Consider the following 21594-nt stretch of genomic DNA (forward strand, 5'->3'; position numbering starts at 1 on the left):
CTCCTTTTCACGTATAGTATACTACACATTTTTAAATACGGGGGAACATTTACCGATGATATAGTAACGGTAACAAGTGGAAAGGTGGTGTTCAGATGAATACAGTACTAAGCTTACAAGCATTTAAAGAAGATTCTGCCGTTTCTCCAAATTCAATCTTTACGTTTAAATGTCAAATCTCACTAAAAGTACCAGCAACAAAATAAATGCGATTAAAAAAGAATAGAATACTCCCCCCTTGGTCATTCTATTCTTTTTTAATTAGATACAAAGAGATGTCAAAGTCCCTCTTGCTTAGGTTTGATCCTTGTCGAGCAAAAGGGGAATAAAGCCAGTTTTTCAAAAAAATGAATCAATACGTCAAGAAAAGAGGGAATCAATGGATTTCATCAATACATTCCACTTCATCTATCCTGATCTAAAAAATACATATACAGATCAAGCATTTACTTATTTAAACATTAACCAGAACGTTCCCAATCAAGGATGGAAAATTCATGTTTCTGCTACTTATACTAATTATTTTTTGATACTGAGCGAATGTATCTCATGCTGCATCGAAAATGATGTAGATATGAAATTTTTGAAGAATCTTGATCAGTTTACAAACAACCTTTCTAAAAGTACCCCTAGAGCCTATTCAGGAAAGTTCATCACAATCTATCCCTCAACTTTGGAGAAGTTTGTTGTGATGTGCGAAAAGTTATATACCCGATTAAATGATTTTCAGGGACCTTACATTCTTTCAGACAAGAGATATAAAGATTGTAAAGTCCTCTACTACAGGTATGGACGTTGTCGAGCGGACGAAAATGAATCAGAGACAGAAAGAAAGCAATTAATTTGTCCCGATGGCTCTATTATCGAAGACAAACGGTTGCCTTATTATTCTCAGCCGCCTTTTGTACAAGATCCTTTTCATGATAGTTCACAACAAGAGAACCCATCTGCATTGCTGAATAATAGATACAAAGTAGAAACAGCTGTTCATTACTCCAATACCGGCGGTGTATATTTAGGAACGGATACTGTCGGCAATCGAAAGGTGATTATTAAAGAAGCACGCCCCTATATCGAATCCTCTTCATCAGGTGATTGCATTGACATGCGCAAGAAAGAAATAGCCTTCTTTAACCTTTTTCCGCAGTATTGCCCAAAGGTTTATGACAGTTTTTACGAGTGGGAGCATTATTTTACGGTAGTCGAATTTATTGAAGGGCCCACCCTCTCTGAGTTCTCAGATCGAGTAGTTGAAGAAGTGTATTTCGACGATCTTACTGGCAACTATCGCCAGGATGCTCAAAAGATAATCATCGAGTTAATGAGAATGATAGTAGCGATTCATAAATTTGGAATCACGATTCATGACATTTCCAATACTAATATTATGTTACGAGACGGACAGCCAGTAATCATAGATTTTGAAGGTGGAAGCTTTGCTTTTGAACAATACGATTACATCGTAAAGACTCCTGGTTTTGATAATGGGGATCATTCCATCGACAGAATGAAGCGAGATTATGTTTCCTTAGGGCTCCTGATTATTAACCTTTTCATCGGAACAAACCAACTGGCGCAATTGGATCAGCAAGCAGCACTGGAAACCTTTTATCTTTTTGCTTGTCATTATCAGCTAGACCCTCGTTATTATTCACTGATCAGCAATTTACTATTGAGACCTCATTCGACGAACCTTGAAATCCAGCTCCATCTTATGTGCACCCACCCACTTGAAGCCGTCTCATTAGCGTATAACGAAATAAAAGAAAATCTATTAGCTGATGCTCTTTCCAACGTGGATAAGAATGCAGTTCATTTGATCGAATCAAAAAGCAGTTCGGTTGATTTAACAGACTTAGCAAACGAAAAAGAACTATTCATTTTGGCATATCTCAGTTATTTAATGGACAATCAAAAAATAACTTTTACAAATAACGTAGATTTCTCTTTTGAAAAAATAGGACATGTAAATAAAACCGGTCTGGCTGATTATGCTCACTTGATTATTCTTGTTTTGGTTATGAGTCCAGCACAAACGATCAATCGATTGAAACCAATGATTCACCTCTGGACACAAAAATTAATCGGTTCTCAGAATCAAGATGGCAGCTTTATTTCAGAAATTGATGGGGTTGAGGGAGAAGGGCTTCTTGATGGTGCAGCAATGATCGTCTGCTCATTGGTGGAAGCTTATCGTTTTTTTCGTGAGGAAAGAATACTCCAGAGTCTTACTGATTGGCTGAACTATACAGAAAAATTTGGCAAGACACATTTCCCGCAAATCAGTAAAAGAAATGCGAATAAATCACCTTATTTGGCAAATGGTAAAGCCGGTATGCTACTGGCAAAATGGTATGTTTTGCGAAGTGGATTAGGGACAGAAGCCATGAAAAATGAAACCTTTGAGCAAATAAAAGAACTGCCACTGGTTTCTTCAAATGTCAGCTTTGGATACGGTATTAGTGGTATCGCCTATTTGAAAGTTCTGACAAATAATCTCAAAAGAAACGATTACAACTCTCTATTAACGAATCTACTATCCTACAAGGTCAATTTCAAAGGAAAGAATCGATACCCGGACTGCACCAATTCAAGAATAGAAGCGAGATTTCTCACAGGGGAAATCGGCGTCTTATTCTTAGTGGATTGTATCCGACAGAGATTGGAGGATCATCAGTGAAAACACTCTATAAACATTATAAAAGCAATATTCTTAAAATGCTGTTGCTGTCAGGCCTCTTATCCTTTTTACGCGTTCTGCCAAGTTATCTACTGGCTTTTGCCACTAATGCTATCTTTGCCAGAAATATCAGCCAATTTCTTTTTTGGGACCTAGTGATTCTCATTCTTTGGCTGATTTATGTCTGCTCAAACTATTTATTTTCAGTTTATCAGGAGAAAGAACTACAAAAAATCAGTCTTTCATTGCGAAAACGTGAAGCTGACTCTATCAAGACAGTCCCATTAGCAGACTTCAATAAAATCACGGCTGATGGCTATGTGTCGAAGCTGACAAATGATATCACACAAATCGAAACGCAGGGCGTGATGAGTTTATATCGTCTTTTTTCTAACGGATGGTTGATTTTGTTCTCAATTGTTGCATTGGCCCTTTTTAACCTTTGGCTGGTCGTTTTGGTCCTTGGTTTAACGGGATTGATCCTTTATATCCCTAATAAATTCGGGACAGTTCTTGTGGCGCTTGGACAAAAGTTATCTACTAGTAATTCCTCTTATACAAAAAGGATTGCCAATATCTTAAAAGGTTACAACGTTTTCCGTTACAATAATAGGCTGGCAGAAATTCCAAAAAAGATTACCGAATACTCTCAAGACCTTTCTGAGAATAAGGTTGCCATTGCAAAAACAAATCACAAGATTATGAACCTCATTGCTTTTTCTAGTTTATTGAGTCAAGTAGTCGTAGATATTGTGACAGGCTTTCTGGCAATTATCGGACAAACGACGATTGGAGCTATTAGTTCCAGTGGCAATTTAGCAGCAAACATCTTTAACTCTGTATCGTTGGTAGGTCAATCGGCCATGGAACTAAGATCCATAGAGCCCGTCATAGAAACATTTTTTGTTGATAAGCCAATCGTTCGCGCCACGAAAAAAACCTACAACGAATTCACTGATTGTATACGAATCGAAAATTTATCTTTCGGCTATGACGCAAATCTCCCGATCCTAGAAAATTTCAATTTAGACATAAAAAAAGGGGGAAAATATCTCCTCACGGGTGATAGTGGCAGCGGAAAAAGTACTTTATTAAAAATCTTGATTGGTGATTTGGAAGGCTATTCAGGCGAAATAAAGGTGGATGGTCATCAGTTGATAGATGTGGATAGCCACTCTTTTATTCAATATATCGACCAAGACAATTATTTGTTCAACACTTCTTATAAAGAAAATGTCGCTCTTTGGAACAACTACGCAAGCACAGAAATAGCCGAAGCATTGAATAAAGCCGCGGCAGATTTTGTAGATGATATTGACAAAGTAGTTGAAAATAACGGTACCAATCTTTCCGGTGGACAAAAACAGCGCATTGGTTTAGCCAGAGCCTTTATTCAAAAAAAATCAGTCATCCTCTTTGATGAAGGAACCTCTTCATTAGATAAAAAGAATACGTTGCTCATTGAGAATCTCCTTTTGGAAGACAACGAGTTGACGGTTGTGATGGTCAGTCATCATCCACTGGAAGAAAACATTCATAAATTTGATCAAATTATTTCTATCAGCGCCCCTTTAGCATCGGAAAATCAACTGATTGCAATGGCGAACGCTAGTGGTTCATGAACCGTGGAGCAAAAATTTCTCATCATTAAATATAAATCTTCTGAAAAAAAGTGCCTCCCAATTTTTGGAGGACACTTTTTTGGAAGTCTTTTATTCAGATTTTAACAGCTGATGAAAAGCTGTTCGCAACTGCTGCATCTTCTGTGTAGCGGATGGTTGATTTGACGCATTGACAGAATAATAAATTTTAAACTTTGGTTCTGTACCTGAAGGTCTCAGACAGACCCACGAACCATCGGTAAATATATATTTTAGAACATTGGATGATGGTAATGTAATTTTTTCGATTGATTGACCGGCCATCCACCGTTCAGAAGTCAGGAAATCTTCTTTGGCCATTAAGACAAAATCCCCCAAATGAGAAAATGACAGTGATCTTAAACGATCTAACTGCTGACTCATCTGCGACAGTCCATCTTTACCGGGAAAAACTTTTGTTTCTAATTGTTCTTCGTAATAACCATAACGGTCATAGATTTCATTCAAGCGATCAACTAAATCAATTCCGGAAAGGAAACAGTCCAGTGCGGTCTCAGCCAATAATACAGCTGCTTGAATCGCATCCTTATCCCTGACAAATGGGGCTACCAGGTACCCAAAACTTTCTTCATAGCCGAAAAGAAACGTTTTATCTTTTGTTTCTTCTGATAATTGGATTTGTTCCCCAATAAATTTAAATCCTGTTAACGTGTTTCTAACTTCAATGCCATAAGCTTCGGCAATTTTCGCCCCTAAATCAGATGTTACAATCGTTTTTGCGATAAATGAATTTACTGCTTGTTTTACTCGAACCAAATAATCAAGCAATAACACCCCTATTTGATTGCCATTTAAAAAGACTGGCTGTCCGTCCTTACGTACAACAGCACCCAAGCGGTCCGCGTCTGGATCTGTGGCTAGAATTAGCTGTGTTGGCTGTGTTTGAGCCTCTTTCAATGCTAGAGTAAACGCCTGTTGGTCTTCTGGATTAGGAGAAGAGACAGTTGTAAAATCAGGATCAGGCAGTTCTTGCTCTTTCACTGTCCGAAGATTCGTAAATCCCAAGCGTTGAAAGGCCTTTTGTATCAATACATTTCCAGTACCGTGAAGTGGGGTATAAACCATTGAAAGCTGTGATCCAAAATGGCGGATCCTTTCAGGATTTTGGGCCACCTGAATCAATTGATCTAAATACAACGCATCTACTTCTTCCCCAAAAATATCAATCAACTGTTGCTCGACATAAGTTGACAATAAATCCGCTTCGATCATTAATTCATTTTGAATACTTGCTAATATTCCCATCAATTCTTCGGCAGTTCCTAGTGTAATTTGACCGCCGTCCGAAGCATACACTTTAAATCCATTGTATTGCTTAGGATTATGACTCGCAGTGATCATGACACCTGCAAAGGCTTTATAATACCGAACTAGAAAAGACAATTGCGGGGTCGGACGTAATTGATCAGATAAATAGACCCTAATCCCCTGACTGGCTAATACGCGAGCGGTCCATTCCGCAAATTGTTTTGAACCATGTCGATTATCAAAAGAAATCACTACCCCCTGTTGTTCAGCATGCGCTTTTTGAACATAGCGAGCTAATCCAAGCGCTGCCCGCTTAATGGTGTAGTCATTGATTCGGTTGATGCCAACGCCTAGCTCTCCCCGCATCCCCCCTGTCCCAAAAGCCAAATAGTCATAAAAGTGTTCTTCTATCACAGCAGGATCAGACAGAGCGAGCAGCTGATCTTTCAAGTTTGCTTCCAAAGATGGAAAATCTAACCATTCTTGATATTTTCGTTGCCAATTCATTTTGCTCCCTCTTTTAATTGTTTGAGAATCTCTGCAATCGACAAGGTGCAGCCAGCCATTGAAGTATCTGCTACACCATAATACATCGTCAATTGATCAGCAACTAGAATACCACCACAGCCAAAGACGACATCGCCGAAGAACCCATTCTTTTCATAATCAGCTTCTGGTTCCATGATTGGTTTTTGGCTTCTAGCAATGACTCTTGTTGGGTCTTGCAAGTCTACTAATGCTGCGCCCATACAATAGCGATGTTCGGGAGTCGCACCATGATAAATAATCAGCCAGCCTTCGTCGGTTTTAATAGGAACTAGCCCTCCACCTACACGCCCACTATCCCAACAATCTTCACGAATCCCTAGTAAATGCCGGTGCTGTCCCCAGCTAACTAAATCTGGCGAAGAAGCAATCCAAATGTCATAGTTGCCAATACTTTTCAGAGAAGGACGGTGTAAGGCGTAATAACGCCCGTTGATTTGTTCTGGAAAAATCAGCACATCTTTGTTCTCTGGTGCAAAGATATTCCCTAAATCTTGATAGGATTGAAAATCCTTGGTAGCTACTAATGAATCACAAACACCCATTGGTGAGACAGAACTAAAGTTGATATAGTAAGTATCGCCAATCTGTGTGCATCGCGCGTCTTCGATGCCATATGATTGATATTCATTGAAAGGATACAAGAATGCCTCCTCATCAATCGTAAAATGATGCCCATCTTTACTGCGGGCAATTCGAATATAAGAAAGAGATGTCAGATAGACAAAACTATCCAACTTATCTTTTTTGCGGATCATTCTCGGATCGTCAAAATCATAATCCGGATCATCTCGGTGGAATGTTAATACTTCCATCGTTTGTGTTCTTGGATCAAATACAGGCGCTTTGATAACGTTAGGGTCGTCAGAGATTGGGCGCTCTGCCACACGTAATAAAAGTAAGACTTCATCGTTGTATTTTGCTACTCCACCATTAAAGGCGCCAATCACTTCATACCCTTCATGTAATGGTTTCACATCTGCGGGAGTGATCAATGGATTTTTATTAAAACGTTCTATTTTCATCTGCTTAACCTCTATCTAAATGGATTTTCTAGTTTGATTTTCTGCGCGCCTGCATCACTGATACCAGCATATAGCACGATATGATCTTCGTAAATGTGAAGTCCGCCGCTAAAGACGACATCTTCTAAATCTGAGCGTTTCATTGGTCCTTGTTGGAAATCGTTTCTTTCTGCAATAATTTTTGCCTGTGTCATAGCAAATTGATTTCGTTCCAGACAGAAAACCATCGCATAATAATGACGATTTCCTTGATCATCGAAATTCGCGATATGGCCTAAGACCCAAATGTCGCCATCAATCTCATGGATCTCATTGCCGCCACCCCATTCGCTTTCACAGAACTGGTCAGACAGTAACGGGGCTTCTGTAATTATTTCAATGGTCAAATCACTAAGCGCGTGAACGATCGTTGCACCTATCTTGCCTCGGCCACCTTTAGTTCCTTGCGGTCGTGTCAGCACTAGGATTTCTCCAGAAGATAATTGTTTCAAGCGCAAGTCTTTCATCCCCCACGGCCCCTCAAAGATTTTCTTTGCTTCGGAAAGAGTCGCCAAGTGATAAAAAACCGTACGCCAATTCGCTGTGCCATCTTCTAGAAAAACAACTTCAACCCCCCCAAGGATGACTTTTCCGTCAATTCGGGTATAAAAAGGATCCTGTAAAGAAAGTTCGATACTATCAGCGATTAGTGTCCACCTGTTTGTTTCAACCTCTTCAAATAAACTGACAGTGGAAACTTCACTGTCTCTTGATTCAATGCGACCTGCAATCACTTCTTTCCCCGACAATTCAAAAGGGGCAGTGATATTATAAACATCTTGATCACCCACACCGCTGAATCGCAAAATTGCGGCTTCTTTGACTACTTTGGCTTTCTCATTTCGATACTCCTGCAATAATTGCTTGATATAAATCATAGCTGCTCCTTTCCAATCCAACATGCCTTTGCCGGCAGATGAACCCAGTGACCATCTTCACTTAACATGCCATTTCCAAAAATGGTCTTTCGATTTCCTTCTAACGAGTGCTTGATCGGCTGTCCAAAATTTAAAATAATTTGTAGGCTTTCCGTTTGATAACTCAAGCAATCTCCTGTTAACTCAATGTTGCGGATGGCTGTAAAAGGTCCTTCTGTTTTTCGCAACCGAATCAGATCTTGATAATCTGCCAAAATCTCCTTCGCCTCCTGGTTCACCGCTGCCAATCCGATCCAACCGCTTTGCTGATTTGATAGCCACGGAAGCATGCCCCTCGAGCGGTCACGATTCACTTGGTTGGCCATTATTAAAGCGTGTGACTTTCCTCTTAAAATCAGTTCTTCTTGGTATTTATTTTTTGCTTGAATATCCCTGATATCAGCTAGCTGCTGAGGCAAATAGTCACCGACACCTTGTTCTTCTCCCTGAAATAAAAAGGGAATGCCACGATTGATCAACAGAAACACGGTCAATAAGCGATAGATGTCGCGGTTTTCTTTTGCCAGTCGCTGCCATGAACGGCTCATGTCGTGGCTGTTAAAGAACAGCGTAGGAATTTTCTTTTGTTGACTCATTTCTTTAAAATCTCTAGTTAGTTTCTCAAGATCCAATTCTTCCATGCTGCCCAAATTAAAATGAAATGCAGTATCGAACAATCCATCTTCTGTATAACTGTTGATCCGTGCTAGTTGATCCGAGCTAATTTCAGCCACTGTAAAAATTGACGGATCGACTGTTTTGATCCACTGATTTAATTCCTTTAACACATGTTTGATCCCCGGCTGGTTCACATCATTGCAATGATCTTGTTTCCCATCTTTTCTCACTGGATTATCAATAAATTGATCACTGACCGTCAAATTGTTGATGACATCAAAACGGAACCCATCGACACCTCTGCCTAGCCAAAATTGCAAGACATCAAAAACGGCTTGTTTCACTTCTTGATTCTGCCAGTTCAAGTCTGCTTGCTCTTCGGCAAAGCTATGGTAATAATATTGGTCCGTAGCCGCATCATACTTCCAAGCAGATCCACCAAAAAAACTTTCCCAGTTGTTTGGTTGATCCCGCCAAATATACCAGTCTCGCTTTGGATGTTCTTTGCCACTGGCTGATTCGATGAACCAAGGATGTTTGGTAGAAGTATGATTAACTACGACATCAATGATAATTCTCATTTCTAGCTGATGCGCTTCTTCCACAAGGAGATCAAAAGCGGCTAAAGTACCATACTGAGGATCAACCGCACAATAATCGGAGACATCATACCCATTATCGACTCTAGGAGACGGATAAAATGGTGTTAGCCAGAGGGCATCTATACCGAATTCTTTTAAATAAGGCAATTTTTTGCGAATCCCATTGATATCGCCGATTCCATCCCCATCACTATCTGCAAAGGAGGCAATATAAATTTCATAAAACACAGCATTTTCCCACCACATTCGTTGGACTCCTTACTTCAGTGTAAATTGCATCCCATCTTGGAATCGTTTTGAAAAAATCAAAAACAAAAGGATCAATGGTAACGTGAGCAACACAGAGGCTGCATACATTGGTCCTGGATATGTCCCATAGGGCCCAAACATTTGCGAAATCAAGACATTCAGCGTAACAGTCGCATCACTCTTTGAAACGATCATATCCCAAAGCAGGTTCGTCCAACGATCCGTGAATAGGAAAAGAAAAATCACCGTTGTGATCGACTTAGACATTGGCAATACCACTTTGAATAACACTTGCATTTCCGTTGCCCCATCCAACTTTGCAGCCTCGATCAACGCATCGGGAATGGCTTTGAAAAAGTTGGTATACATAAAAATCGCCCATAAACTAATTGCAGTCGGAATGATCATTCCAGCATAAGAATCCAGTAATCCCACTTTGGTCACCATTAGAAATTGGGGGATCAGCAAAATGATCGCTGGGAAAAACATTTGAAAGAGAATAAAATGATTCACGAATTTCTTCCCTTTAAATTCGATTTTGGCAAGCGCATACCCTACCATCAATGCAAAGACCATCATTAAAAACGTTGCGATCGTAGCCACGATCGTTGTATTCACGAATGCACCGATCCAAGGAACATCTGCTGAAGTGGCCGAACCGGCAAACAGCCACGTCCAAGAACGTAAGCTAAAAGTGGTCGGGATAATTTTTCGATCGACTTGATCCCAAGCAGCAAACGAGTGCAAAACAAGATAGACAAAAGGAAACGTCATGAGGAGCATCACCAGGGTGGTTACTAGATATAGGACACTGTTCTTTCCCTTCGTTCGTTTATTGCCAACCATTTTTTTCACCCCACTTTTCTAGTAACTTCCGAATAACGCCGATAGATGCAAAAGTAACGACAGAAGCCATTAGTGCAACTGCAGACGCGTAGCCGGATTTCAAATTAACAAAGGCTTGATTGTAGATTTCCATTTGCCATGTATTGGTCGCAAAGTTTGGTCCGCCTCCTGTCAACTGGTAGACCTCTGTGAAGATACCAAAGCTGATCCCCACCGCCAGAACTGTAACCGTAAAGAATGCTGGGTACAACATGGGAAAGGTGATTTTCCAAAACCTTGTCCAAGGACTCGCACCATCGATTGCCGCTGCTTCATACACTTCTTTGTTGATATTCCCTAAGCCCGAAATTAGGATCAGCGCATAGTAGCCAGACATCTTCCAAGCGATCATCAGAGAAACGATGATGATGGCTGCATGGGGATTACCTAGCCAATCAATATCCCAGCCTAGTCTGGTTCGCAAGAAGGTATTAAAGGGACCGTTGTAGGAAAGCAATCCTTTGACGATCAAAGAAGTGACAACCCCGCTTGATAGATAAGGCAAGAAGAAAGCCACCATGTATAACCCCTTCAGCTTTGGCAGGCTATTGACTAATAGCGCAATCACCATCGAAAGAACCAGCGCCATTGGTACAAAGATAATCAGAAATTTGTATGTAACAACGAATGCAGATTGGATCGCTGGACTTTTTATCGCATCAATAAAATTCTGAAATCCAACAAATTCAACGGTCGGTGAAATCATATTCCAACTCGTTAATGCTAGCCAAAATGACCAAAATAAAGGAAGTAGAAAGAAAATCAATGTAAAAATCAGATAGGGGCTGGTAAATGACCAGCCCAATTTTGTGTTCTTACTCATTATTGAAGCGCCCCTTCGACAGCCGTCTTCGCATCGCTCACAGCTGTTTTCGCATCTTTTTCACCCCGAACAACTGGCACCCATGCTTGTTCGCCAAATACTTGCTGAATGTCATTGTATTTCTCGTTGTCCATTGCTGGAACCGCATACGGTACATTCTCTGCGTAGACTTTCATCGCTGGATTTTCTTCAAAGTAGGCTTTGAAAGCATCGTTTTCTGTTGCATCATCACGCGCTGGAATAAGCGAAGTCATTTCTAGTAATTTCATGTCGTTGTTTTCATCTGAATAAACAAATTCCAAGAATTTCATCGCTGCCGCTTGTTCTTCTTCTGTTGCTTGGGCGTACATCACGATTCCTTTAGCATCTGCATAGGTGGATACTTGTTCTGCATCCGCTAAAGCATCAGGTACCACAGGCGTAGTAACCGTGTAGTTTTCACCAAACTTCAGCTCTGGGTATTTTTCTTCCCAGTTAGGGAACGTCCAAGGACCCAAATCGGTCATAATACTATCGCCGTTTTCAAAGGGATCCGTTGCTTCACCGGTGCGCAGTACTTTTGCATCCGCTAATGTATGCATCAAACCAAATACATCTGTCATGGCTGCTTCATTAGCTGTGAATTGATTGTTTTCGACAAAGCTCGCACCTTCACTGGCCGCATTGTAGAGTGGGAAGAAATCAAACCAACGCATCCAAGCCGTTGGATCTGCTAAGTCTTTTTTCGCCCAAAGTGCTTTGTCCGTTCCTTTGATTTTGTCGACGACTTTCAATAAATCTGAATAGGTTCTTGGCACTTCTTCAAAGCCTAATTCTTTCAAACTATCTAATCGCCAGCCAAACAAAATCGGATTGGAATAAACAGGTAGCACGTATTGACTACCATCAGAGAATTTCCAACTATCGATGGTTTGACTCATATTACGAGCTTTGACGATCGTATCGAAAGAATCTTGTTTTTCTAATGGTAAAATAGCCTGACTAGCAGCCAACTGGGCAGCAAAACTACGATTGATGTTTTCAGATAATGTTGGTGCGGTGTTAGAAGCAATCGCACTTTGGATTGTTGCTTCAGAAGATGGACTTTCCTTCATTTGAGAAACTTCAACTGTAATGTCTTCATTTTGTTTCTCAAAGTCTGCGGCCATTTCTTGCCAATACTTCAATTGTGTTGGATTGGGTGCAGCCCAAAAAGTAATCTTTGTCTTCCCATCAGTTGCCCCAGAACCGCTCTCTTTTGATTGATTGCTACAACCAGTGAATAAAACTGTCCCTGCCACTACCGCAGCAATACCAAAAAGCATTTTTTTCATTTTCATGATCGTTCCTCCTAAATAGTAAGCGATTTCTTTTTACACCGTCATCATACCACCCGTCATTTTAATTGTCAACATTACGTAATTATAATTACAACATTACTTTTGTAATTATTTCAGGCTATTAATTTTGTAACATTATGGTATAATCAATATAAGACTAGGAGAAATAAGGTGAAAATATGAAAAAAGCCTCTATGCAAGATATTGCCGATGCATTGGGCATCTCAAAAAATTCTGTCTCACAGGCGTTGAGAAATAAGCCTGGTGTCAGTCAACAAACCAAATTACTCGTTAAAAACAAAGCAGATGAATTAGGCTATCGTTATCAAACGATGAATGAAGATACCACGATGTCATTCTTATTGATGGCAACCGAATTTGCTTTTTCTCAAACGAGTTTTTTTGGCGAGATCGTTAAAAGTGCAGAAGTAGAAGCTCAAAAAACAGCGATCAAACTTGATACTTATACCATTACAGAGGAAGACTTACTTAGCCTAAAGCTTCCGCCAAACTTAAAAAAGTATGACGGTATCCTGATCCTGTCTCATAGTAAAAATGCCTACATCAAGAAAGTAATTGATACTGGGCTTCCTGTCACATTGATCGATCACCATGATCCTTCACTCACAGCAGATGCCATCTTGACAAAAAACACCGACGGAACGTTCCAAGCCATCTCACTTCTGATTGAAAATGGAATGAAGCGAATTGGCTTTATTGGTGATACAGCATTTTCTCCCAGCTATCTTGAGCGTTATCGCGGGTATCAACGGGCTTTACGAGAACACAATCTAACAAATGATCCTACGATTGAAATCACAGAAATTGAAGAATCTCAAGGTGCTTTATTTAACAGCTTAAAGAATATAAAACAAATGCCAGATGCATGGTTTTGCGTGAATTCTGGGCTAGCTTTCATGTTAAACAGTTATCTTCAATCTTCTGGTTACACGATCCCCAAAGATATCAGTGTGATTTGTTTTGATGAAACTGAATTTACACGCATGGCGATTCCTCAATTGACAAATATCGCTACCGATCTACAGTTTATGGGCCAGTTGGCGATTCGAACATTGGTCCATCGAATCGCCCATCCCCAAGAGCCAATCGTCCATCAGCAAATCGTTCCGCAGCTGAACATCCGAGAATCTGTTCGACTTATTAAAGCAAATTAAAACAAAGCGCTAAATTCTCCCACAAGGTAGAATTTAGCGCTTTGTTTTTGTTGAATCTATTGTACTGGTTACTTCCCCCTAAGCGAAGCAGGCGAATCTCCAAGAGAAACGAGAGTCATTGGATCAAGCAGCAAACCAGAAAAGAAGGCGAATTAATTCTTGATTGCTTTAAGAGATTTCCCTCTAATTTTCCAAAAAGAATAACCTGCAATCACGACGGCAATTCCGGCCAGGATCCACGGACCGGTGCTTCCTCCTGTGACTGTGATGGTTTGTTCCCCTAGATTGGCGTTGCTATAAGTGATCGTTTGACTGCTGGTTGCTTCTACTTTCAGCTGTTCAAAAGGAATCGCAACTTCTACTTCATCTGAGTAGGAAGTGTCACTGAAATCCGTTTTTACACGCGTAAGTTTCCCGGGGATCGTTACATTAACGGAATTATCCTCTGCCCAAAAATTGACTTGCACGTCTTTGGTTTGTCCAATAACGGATAAGTCTTCACTTGGAAACGTATTGTTGAATGTCATCCAGAATACTTTGTTTCCGATCGTCAGCTTGTGTCCACTAGGCTGTAAGTTATGGTAATTGTGTCCTTCTGGTGCCATGTTCAAATAAAAATATAGATTTGCTTCATCGGTGACCAGACTGGCATGTTTGATGTTCTGTCCATTTTCATACGAAAAAGACAATTCCGTCATCGGTAAACCTGACCAGTCACTGAAAGCACCGTCAATGACGATCCCGTATTTATTGTCCGCATGGGCATTGATTGGTATAAAGACACTTACTACAGCTAAGATACTTAAAATCAATGGATAATATTTTCTCATTTTTTTGCTCCTTCTAACTTTCTTTAAGCTCGCGAAACGCCGCCTAAAGAAATGAACATTGTTCCTTTTGGTTTTCATTGACGTGCATCTAGGAAAGGAAGTTTGATCTCTAAGAAATATGTTTGATCTTTCCCTCCATAAAAATGGCATTGCGCCCTTCTCTTTTTGCGATATACAAATACTTGTCTGCTCGCTTGTATAGATCTTCTTTATCGGTGTCCGTTTTTCGGCAACGGGAAACGCCGGCTGAAATCGTAACTCGAACTTCTTCCCCTTGGATATTCAAAGAAAAATTACTTACTCTTTTACTAATCGTTTCTAAAATCTCTGTAATATCGTGTTGGCTTTTTTCTTGAAACAAAATCCCAAACTCTTCCCCGCCAATACGAAAGACTTGACTTTCAAGTTGGTACTGAAAAAGGGTTTGACTAATGATTTTAGCTACGTTTTTTATAATGATATCCCCGATATCATGGCCATAATCATCGTTGATCCGTTTAAAGTAATCAATGTCGACCATAGCAAAAACTAAATTTTCCTTGGTATGAGAAAGTGCAAAACGTTGGCTAAACTCCCGGTCAAAACTCAGCCGATTCCCGATCCCTGTTAAAAAATCGGTTCGTGCTTCAAGAGACAAGTTATCGAATTTCGTCAACTGCCTTCGCACCAACTTATTGATCATACGAACCAGAATCATCAACATAACAAAATTTAGTAAGAAGAAAAGATAGCCGGCAAACCTAAAATCTAATGCCGGATACATCTTTACCCCCCAGGACGCACCATAAAATAATGTCAGCAAGAAATAGACACCGATATTATTCAGATTTTTGTCTTTTAACTGTAAGACTATCCGACAACAAGTGTAAATCAGCACAATCGTGATGATTGCTATAAAATAATTTTGAATCGTCTGGTATTCCCCTTGGTACATATAATAAAAGGTGATGGCAATAGATACGAACACATTGAAGTGCAGCATCATGGTTCCTTTGAGCATATGCAAAAAATAAAAAAGAACGATCAATTGTAGATCCATATTTTGAATAAGCGTGGTATAGCGATCTTGCAGAAGATTTTCCGATAACACGGGCACCCCTTGCAAAATCACCAAACTGATAATCATGATACCAATCCAAGAAATTTTTCTAAGAACAGCTTTCGTTTTCAAAAAAATGGATTCTTTCATCGATAAATAAATCAAGTAGTCAAGGAATACAACACCTAGAACAACAATTAGACGAACGATTGTATAATATAGCCATAATATGATATCCATCAAACATAGCACGCTCCTTAATAATCGATGGTCACTATTTTTTCCGGTGTCGAGTAGAGATAGCCTTGATGATAACAACAAACATTTGTTTCTAACCAACTAGCAAATTTTTGATTTTCAATTCCCTCGACGACAAAGGTTTTATCTAATTGGACAGCGATGCTTGCAAACAGCACGATGATTTTCTGAAGAATATCTTCTGAAACCTTCTTTTGAAAAGACAATGCCGAAAATTTGACGATCTGAAAATAATTCTTCAATTCCAAAACATTGTCCAAAGAGTTGATGCCTTGGCCAATATCATCTAATGCGATTTGGTAGCCATACTGAGCGATTTTCTTGAAGGCCTCCACATTGACTGCGGAAAAATAAGGGTAGTTTCTCTTCATTGGCGGTTTTTCTGTGATCTCAATAATCAGTCGCTGCTTGTATTCCTTTAAGTTCTCAAGTAGATCAAAGGTCTCTTCGTACTCCAGTTCTTGCGGGTCGAGATTAAAACTAAACCGCTTCGTCGGGTTGGCTTCTAAAATTCGGGTCAATGTTTTTTGCAGCCATTTTACATACTGTTGATGCTCTTCCTGCTGGCTGATCATTGATAAATAAGAATCTTTAGGGAAAATGTTTTTATTGTCTTCTTTTCTCAACAATAATTCAAAAAAAACAATTTCCTTCGTCTTTGCATGATGGATCCCCTGTCCATAAAATTTCAATTCATCATAATTCATTATTTATCCCCCTTGATCCTTTGATCCAGTGTAAAAATTCGCTTAACAAAACGTATACTATCACCCATCGTAAGGCTTGCCAATAATAAAAAGAATGGTAAAAACTGAATCAAATAACGACTACGCCCACCTTCGAACAAAAGCAGGAAGAGGAAGCCGCCTATCAAACTCAACCGCAGCATCTGTTCGTACTTGCCTTGCCGTTTCCAACCAAAAGCGATGATAAGCAAGCAGATCACCCACCAGATTTGTGCCATGAAACGAAAATCGGCAATTCGATTTCCGTATAAATAATAGCCTTCTTGCAGCCAGCGGGTAAAGCCTTTGCCCTTCGGAGTCTCTCCTTCTTGAATGAACGAACCTTCTTTCAACCACGCAAACGTCCCATCTGCGGTATTGTTGCGGTGCTTTTGAAAAAGAAAACTGATATAGCCAAGAACGCCTCTTTCTTTTAGCCGCTCTTGGATTTTTTCTTTCGAGTAATCGATTTTTGCTTGTTTTGTTGGCAATTCTGCCATTGCTTGCGCATCTTCAGCACTATATCCACCGTCATTCGTCAAGCCAATATTCATGAAATGGATCATCGGGATGGCCCGACTTTCATCAATGGCAATGTATTGTTGATTTTCTAATTGATGATTGCATACAGCATACGTGCCGCCAGCCGTAATCAAAGTAATCATCAGCAAAACGATGCGCCCTTTTGATTGCCATTTCTTGGCAAAAAAGCTGATTGTTTCGATCAATAGAACAGCAATTAGGAGGATCAGCGCCGAAGGTTTGATGAAATAACCGACTACCGCAGCAATCCCCAAACCAACTGCACCTAACAGGTTTTATTTAGTCGGAAGCTCTTTTTTAATCATGATGGCATAGAAGAATAGACTTGCTGAAACAAAAGGTAGAACCCACGTATCTGTATAAGGCACAATGATCGAAGGAAATACCAGTAGCCAAGCGCCATGCAGATAAATGGCAGGCACTAGATATTTTTTGCATAGCAGACGAATCGTCAGTATATTGAATAGGGCTGAAAGATTGACTAAGAACAAGGTGACAGAATCAAAGAACAGCCAAGAAGTTGTAGAAAACCATTCTGCTAATTGGTGCTGCCACAAAAGAATCGGCAAATTATTTTGGTTCAAACTATAATAAGCAACAATCTCAGGATTCGTTGTATCCGTCAAGGCATCATGGATAGCCGCGACATCCCAGCCGATCGCCGAATGCAAAAACGAGACGAAGACGATTTGCCAAGCCAATACTCCTAAGACGAATACCGTGACCGTCACATAGCGATGGGTCACAAAAAGCCAAGTTAAAAACTGCTGGACTTTTGGATAACAGTACACCGCAATGATGAATGCAATGGACCCCAAAACGAAAAACGTGGTTGCTAAAGTGGTGCTTGTTCCAAAGACCGAGTTATCGCCGATCGTCATATTTGGTGAAATCAAAGCAAAGATCAGTGTCAACCCAAAGAATAAGCAAAATAGACCATTGATGATCCGATTACCTGCGATAAAAAATTTTGATTTCATTTTCCACCTCAACCTATGCTTGTTTTTCAATGCAATAAAAGCGAGTAGGTGATTCCCCTACTTCGATGCGAATCAGTTCTGTTTGGATCGCTGCTAGTCGTAGGGATAATTGGTCATAAAAATAATTGGTCACATTTTCGACAGAGGGATTGATTTCCAAAAATGGCGGCATTTCATTCAAAAAACTACCAGAGAAAGGTTGGAAAAAGTCTTTCAGCACCCCTTCTATTTCTTCAAACAGATGCATCTCATCATCTTGAGATTTGATCTCACAAATAATTTCCCAAGTATGGTTATGCTTAGCACCCATACCACCTTCCCAGCGCATCGCATGACTGGCATTCACATGAGATTTAAATTTATAGATACAGCGTTTTTCCACCATTTGAGGTCACTTCTTTCTAATTTTCATTATATCTTGGGTGATAGTGTCTTTGATCTGGCTCATTTCTTTAGAGATTGGCGTCGTATTCCATTTTGCAGGAGACGTGATTCCGTTAATGATTCCAATCAAACGGAACCAAGAGACAAGGAAATTGTAAAGTGGAAACGTAATGACCTCTCCCCATAATTTCATGTAAAATCGCTGGTCAGATTTAAATGATTTCAGGAGTAAAGAGATACTGATGAATTTGAGCAGCGAGTCAACGAAATAGAGCAAGTAAATAAGCAAATACGACAGCAACAATATTTTTGCCGTATAACCAAAAAACAATAAAACGGCGCTGGCGAAAAGCCAAATCATTTTTGGAAAAATGAAGGTATGGTCGATGATCAGGCGGCGTACCAGAAAGTTTTTAAAGAAATTCCCTAAACCGACTTGTTCTTCGGAAAACTCTTTTGCTACTTCTACCTCACCTCGTTGCCATCTTTGCCGTTGAATATACAATTCGTCAACACTTTGAATTGGTTCAACATAAAAAATAGCATTCTCGCATAAAGAAACTTTTTCTTTCAGACGATGCCTGATTTGAAAAGTCATATCAGTATCTTCACCGACAGTGTCTGTGTTATAAAGATACGTATTGACCAAAACTTCTTTTCTGAAACCAGAGAAAGCGCCAGCCATTGTGAACAACTGATTATTCAACGCTTCGACATTCCGTCCAGCCAAAAAAGACTGGGCATACTCAATGTACTCACTTTTTTGCAGCCAGCGAACCATAGGTGATTTGGTCTTTTTGATTGCTTCTTTTTGCGTTAAGACCGTACCAGACATTGCAGAGATGCTATAGTCATTCTCGAACTTCAAAACCATGTTCATGAGTGCCGTAGGTTCCAAGAACCCATCGCTATCAATATTGATAATGTAAGTCCCAATACTGTCATAGATCGCGGAATTCAACGCCTGGGCTTTGCCTTGTTCAGTGCGGATCCAATGCATATTCAGCTGATTGAAGTGATTGTGCGCCTCATTGAATACTGCAAAACTCTCATCGGTACTGCCATTATCTGCTAAGAGAATTTGAATGTTCTCATTCGGATACGTCGATTCATTGATCGAACGAATGCAAGCATACAGTGTCTCGGCTGAATTATAAACAGGGACGATCACTGAGATAAAGGGCAGTTTTTCTGGAATGTCCAGTTGCTTCTTTTGGAAATTTTTCACAAACAAGAAACAGGTGGAATAGATTCCTGGGATGATCTCTACGAGTAAAGGAATCAACAGCCAAGTAATCCAGAACCCCATCTGCGTCAAGGTTAAATTGAATAAGTAATCCATCAGTGCTCCCCTCTCCTAAACAAGCGATTCTTCTTCTCATACAAACTTCTGGCGACTTGAGAATACGTAAATGTATGATAGTACAATGTGATCACAAGTCCATAGAAGAACAATCGACCCAAAATCGAGTGAGCGAGGAAATAAGCATCGCTGCCGCCGAAATGAACAAATGCCACAACAAAGAGTAATCTGATAACATTACTCACAAAAATCCACAACGTCCCAAAGAGAGCATAAAACACTTTTTCCTGTCGATTGTATAAAGGATAAAATGCCAGCAAGCCTAAATAAGCAGCCGTTTCGATGACGCCTGAACACTCGTAATCAACATACAAAGACATCTGCTCTTTGGCGCTGTGGATCACAATCAAGCTATACTGACTAAATTCTTCCGTCACATTGGCAAAGGAACCAAATAAATCCACGACTTTGATCACTAATTGTGTCAAAAACCACACCCAGTAAGGTCGGCTGAATACAATCAGTAAATAAAACAGGCCGACACTTCCCAGAATAAAATAAAAGGCTGAGAGTTTGGAGCGTTTCATCACAGACAACAAATACAGCCAAACAACTATGCCAATCAATACGTATATGTTCATTTTTCAACCCTTTTTCTTTTTTTTCATCCTAATCGTTGCAACAGTCACTATGATCAACAAATAACAATCTTTTTTGAGCATAGACCATTGTCACTTTGTCTATTTTACACACTAAAAAAAATGTAATCAATCAAATTTATTTCAGAAAATGGTCCGTTTTTACATTGTAAATCTGCAAGGTTTACTTGGCAATAGATTCTTACAAATATTAAAATCCTCTTATTTTTTATCACCAAAGAGCCCAAGGACTTGTTAATAAATACTCATCGCCGCCTATTTGTGCACTCAGTTTTCTCAAATCATACAAAAGAAAAATAATAAAGGAGCATTGACAAGCACGCTGTCAACGCTCCTTTATTTAAATGGCTGATTTACCATCTGAAAACACCTGTCAAAGAATGCAACACTAAACAGAAAAATGTTCACAGATAGCGCGTTGTAAAAGGGAAGATGGGATAATCGCTGTTTGTTACTCAATGAATAAAGATAACAACTCTTCCAGACTGTCAATCATCTGATCCGCCTGGCTTTGATCGACATCAAAGGGCTGCTTCAGCGCAATCGTATAAATACCAGCTGCTTTGGCAGATTGAATGCCGATTGGCGAGTCCTCTACGGCTGCGATCTGCTCGCAGTCTAAATGGCTTTGTGCCAGTTGATAGATCTCCGGGTGGGGCTTGCTTTGAGTCAGCTCTTCCCCACTGATCACATAACAGAAATAAGACTGCAGTTGACACGCCGTCAACATCTCGTCAATCATCCGCCGTGGAGAAGAAGAAGCAAGAGCCATGGGGATGCCAGCGGCTGATAATTTTTTAAGAACCGGTTTTACTTCTTTTCTTAACGCTTGTTCAAAATCAATGGGATGCTGCTTTTGATAAGCGCGATAAGTTGTTTTCAGTTCTGCTCTCAAAGAAGGATTCTCTGGAACCAGCATCTGCCAAATCTCTGCTTCTGTCTTTCCCACATAATCATTGATCGCCCGGGATCCTGGTGACAGCTGTACTTCCGCAAAGAAATTCATTCTGCGCTTGAAATAGTAGACTTCACTATCGATCAGTACCCCATCCATATCAAAAATAATTCCTTTTTGCATACCTCTGC

General features: G+C 40.0%; 19 protein-coding genes. 3 read left to right on the forward strand and 16 right to left on the reverse strand.

Annotated features, from left to right (window positions below; translation table 11 throughout):
* Positions 1-379: 379 nt before the first annotated feature.
* Positions 380-2680, forward strand: a complete 2301-nt coding sequence (locus tag HED61_RS15475; protein ID WP_219645110.1) for a class III lanthionine synthetase LanKC N-terminal domain-containing protein — start codon at positions 380-382, stop codon at positions 2678-2680.
* Entirely contained in the window at positions 2677-4302 is a 1626-nt protein-coding gene (locus HED61_RS15480) for an ATP-binding cassette domain-containing protein (protein WP_138371206.1), read from the forward strand. The genes HED61_RS15475 and HED61_RS15480 overlap by 4 nt, the downstream gene beginning before the upstream one ends.
* Positions 4303-4392: 90 nt before the next feature.
* On the opposite strand, the gene HED61_RS15485 is transcribed toward HED61_RS15480, so the two are convergent.
* Genes HED61_RS15485 through HED61_RS15515 form a run of 7 tightly spaced genes read right to left on the reverse strand, consistent with a single transcriptional unit; the run spans position 4393 to position 12612 of the window.
* The gene (locus HED61_RS15485) at positions 4393-6096 is read right to left on the reverse strand and encodes a phospho-sugar mutase (RefSeq protein WP_219645109.1); all 1704 of its coding nucleotides are present in this window, start codon (positions 6094-6096) and stop codon (positions 4393-4395) included.
* Positions 6093-7160, reverse strand: a complete 1068-nt coding sequence (locus tag HED61_RS15490) for a BtaManbiosPhlase (RefSeq protein ID WP_219645108.1) — start codon at positions 7158-7160, stop codon at positions 6093-6095. Before HED61_RS15490 ends, HED61_RS15485 begins: the two co-directional genes overlap by 4 nt.
* 11 nt (positions 7161-7171) lie before the next feature.
* Complete coding sequence (locus HED61_RS15495) at positions 7172-8077, reverse strand: DUF1861 family protein (protein ID WP_219645107.1); 906 nt, start codon at positions 8075-8077, stop codon at positions 7172-7174.
* Entirely contained in the window at positions 8074-9582 is a 1509-nt protein-coding gene (locus tag HED61_RS15500) for an alpha-amylase family glycosyl hydrolase (protein ID WP_219645106.1), read from the reverse strand. Before HED61_RS15500 ends, HED61_RS15495 begins: the two co-directional genes overlap by 4 nt.
* Positions 9583-9594: 12 nt before the next feature.
* The gene (locus HED61_RS15505; RefSeq protein ID WP_234981399.1) at positions 9595-10359 is read right to left on the reverse strand and encodes a carbohydrate ABC transporter permease; all 765 of its coding nucleotides are present in this window, start codon (positions 10357-10359) and stop codon (positions 9595-9597) included.
* Positions 10360-10417: 58 nt separating this feature from the next.
* Complete coding sequence (locus HED61_RS15510; RefSeq protein ID WP_003125478.1) at positions 10418-11293, reverse strand: carbohydrate ABC transporter permease; 876 nt, start codon at positions 11291-11293, stop codon at positions 10418-10420.
* A complete protein-coding gene (locus HED61_RS15515; RefSeq protein WP_103300148.1) occupies positions 11293-12612 on the reverse strand; it encodes an ABC transporter substrate-binding protein in 1320 nt (439 codons plus the stop codon). The genes HED61_RS15510 and HED61_RS15515 overlap by 1 nt, the downstream gene beginning before the upstream one ends.
* Before the next feature lie 179 nt (positions 12613-12791).
* Here HED61_RS15515 and HED61_RS15520 point away from each other — a divergent pair, with 179 nt between their 5' ends.
* The gene (locus HED61_RS15520; protein WP_103300147.1) at positions 12792-13787 is read left to right on the forward strand and encodes a LacI family DNA-binding transcriptional regulator; all 996 of its coding nucleotides are present in this window, start codon (positions 12792-12794) and stop codon (positions 13785-13787) included.
* Positions 13788-13939: 152 nt separating this feature from the next.
* Here HED61_RS15520 and HED61_RS15525 read toward each other — a convergent pair whose 3' ends face one another.
* The 9 genes from HED61_RS15525 to HED61_RS15565 form a co-directional block, all read right to left on the reverse strand.
* Entirely contained in the window at positions 13940-14617 is a 678-nt protein-coding gene (locus tag HED61_RS15525) for a Firmicu-CTERM sorting domain-containing protein (RefSeq protein ID WP_229073454.1), read from the reverse strand.
* Positions 14618-14726: 109 nt separating this feature from the next.
* Positions 14727-15896, reverse strand: a complete 1170-nt coding sequence (locus HED61_RS15530; protein ID WP_219645104.1) for a GGDEF domain-containing protein — start codon at positions 15894-15896, stop codon at positions 14727-14729.
* Positions 15897-15913: 17 nt separating this feature from the next.
* A complete protein-coding gene (locus HED61_RS15535) occupies positions 15914-16621 on the reverse strand; it encodes an EAL domain-containing protein (RefSeq protein WP_021150446.1) in 708 nt (235 codons plus the stop codon).
* Complete coding sequence (locus tag HED61_RS15540) at positions 16621-17436, reverse strand: glycosyltransferase family protein (protein WP_219645103.1); 816 nt, start codon at positions 17434-17436, stop codon at positions 16621-16623. Before HED61_RS15540 ends, HED61_RS15535 begins: the two co-directional genes overlap by 1 nt.
* 21 nt (positions 17437-17457) lie before the next feature.
* Positions 17458-18162: a glycosyltransferase family protein gene (locus HED61_RS15545; protein WP_219645102.1), complete on the reverse strand. Its 705-nt coding sequence runs from the start codon at positions 18160-18162 to the stop codon at positions 17458-17460.
* Positions 18163-18175: 13 nt separating this feature from the next.
* Entirely contained in the window at positions 18176-18547 is a 372-nt protein-coding gene (locus HED61_RS15550; RefSeq protein ID WP_113849268.1) for a 6-carboxytetrahydropterin synthase, read from the reverse strand.
* Positions 18548-18553: 6 nt separating this feature from the next.
* Positions 18554-19888 (reverse strand): TIGR03111 family XrtG-associated glycosyltransferase, encoded by a 1335-nt coding sequence (locus HED61_RS15555; RefSeq protein ID WP_103300143.1) that lies wholly within the window; start codon positions 19886-19888, stop codon positions 18554-18556.
* The gene (gene xrtG / locus HED61_RS15560) at positions 19888-20490 is read right to left on the reverse strand and encodes an exosortase family protein XrtG (RefSeq protein ID WP_113849266.1); all 603 of its coding nucleotides are present in this window, start codon (positions 20488-20490) and stop codon (positions 19888-19890) included. Before xrtG ends, HED61_RS15555 begins: the two co-directional genes overlap by 1 nt.
* A gap of 469 nt (positions 20491-20959) precedes the next feature.
* Positions 20960-21586, reverse strand: a complete 627-nt coding sequence (locus HED61_RS15565) for an HAD family hydrolase (protein ID WP_219645101.1) — start codon at positions 21584-21586, stop codon at positions 20960-20962.
* Between the last annotated feature and the right edge of the window lie 8 nt (positions 21587-21594).

The sequence above is a fragment of the Enterococcus gallinarum genome (assembly GCF_021496385.1).
GTDB lineage: Bacteria > Bacillota > Bacilli > Lactobacillales > Enterococcaceae > Enterococcus_D > Enterococcus_D gallinarum.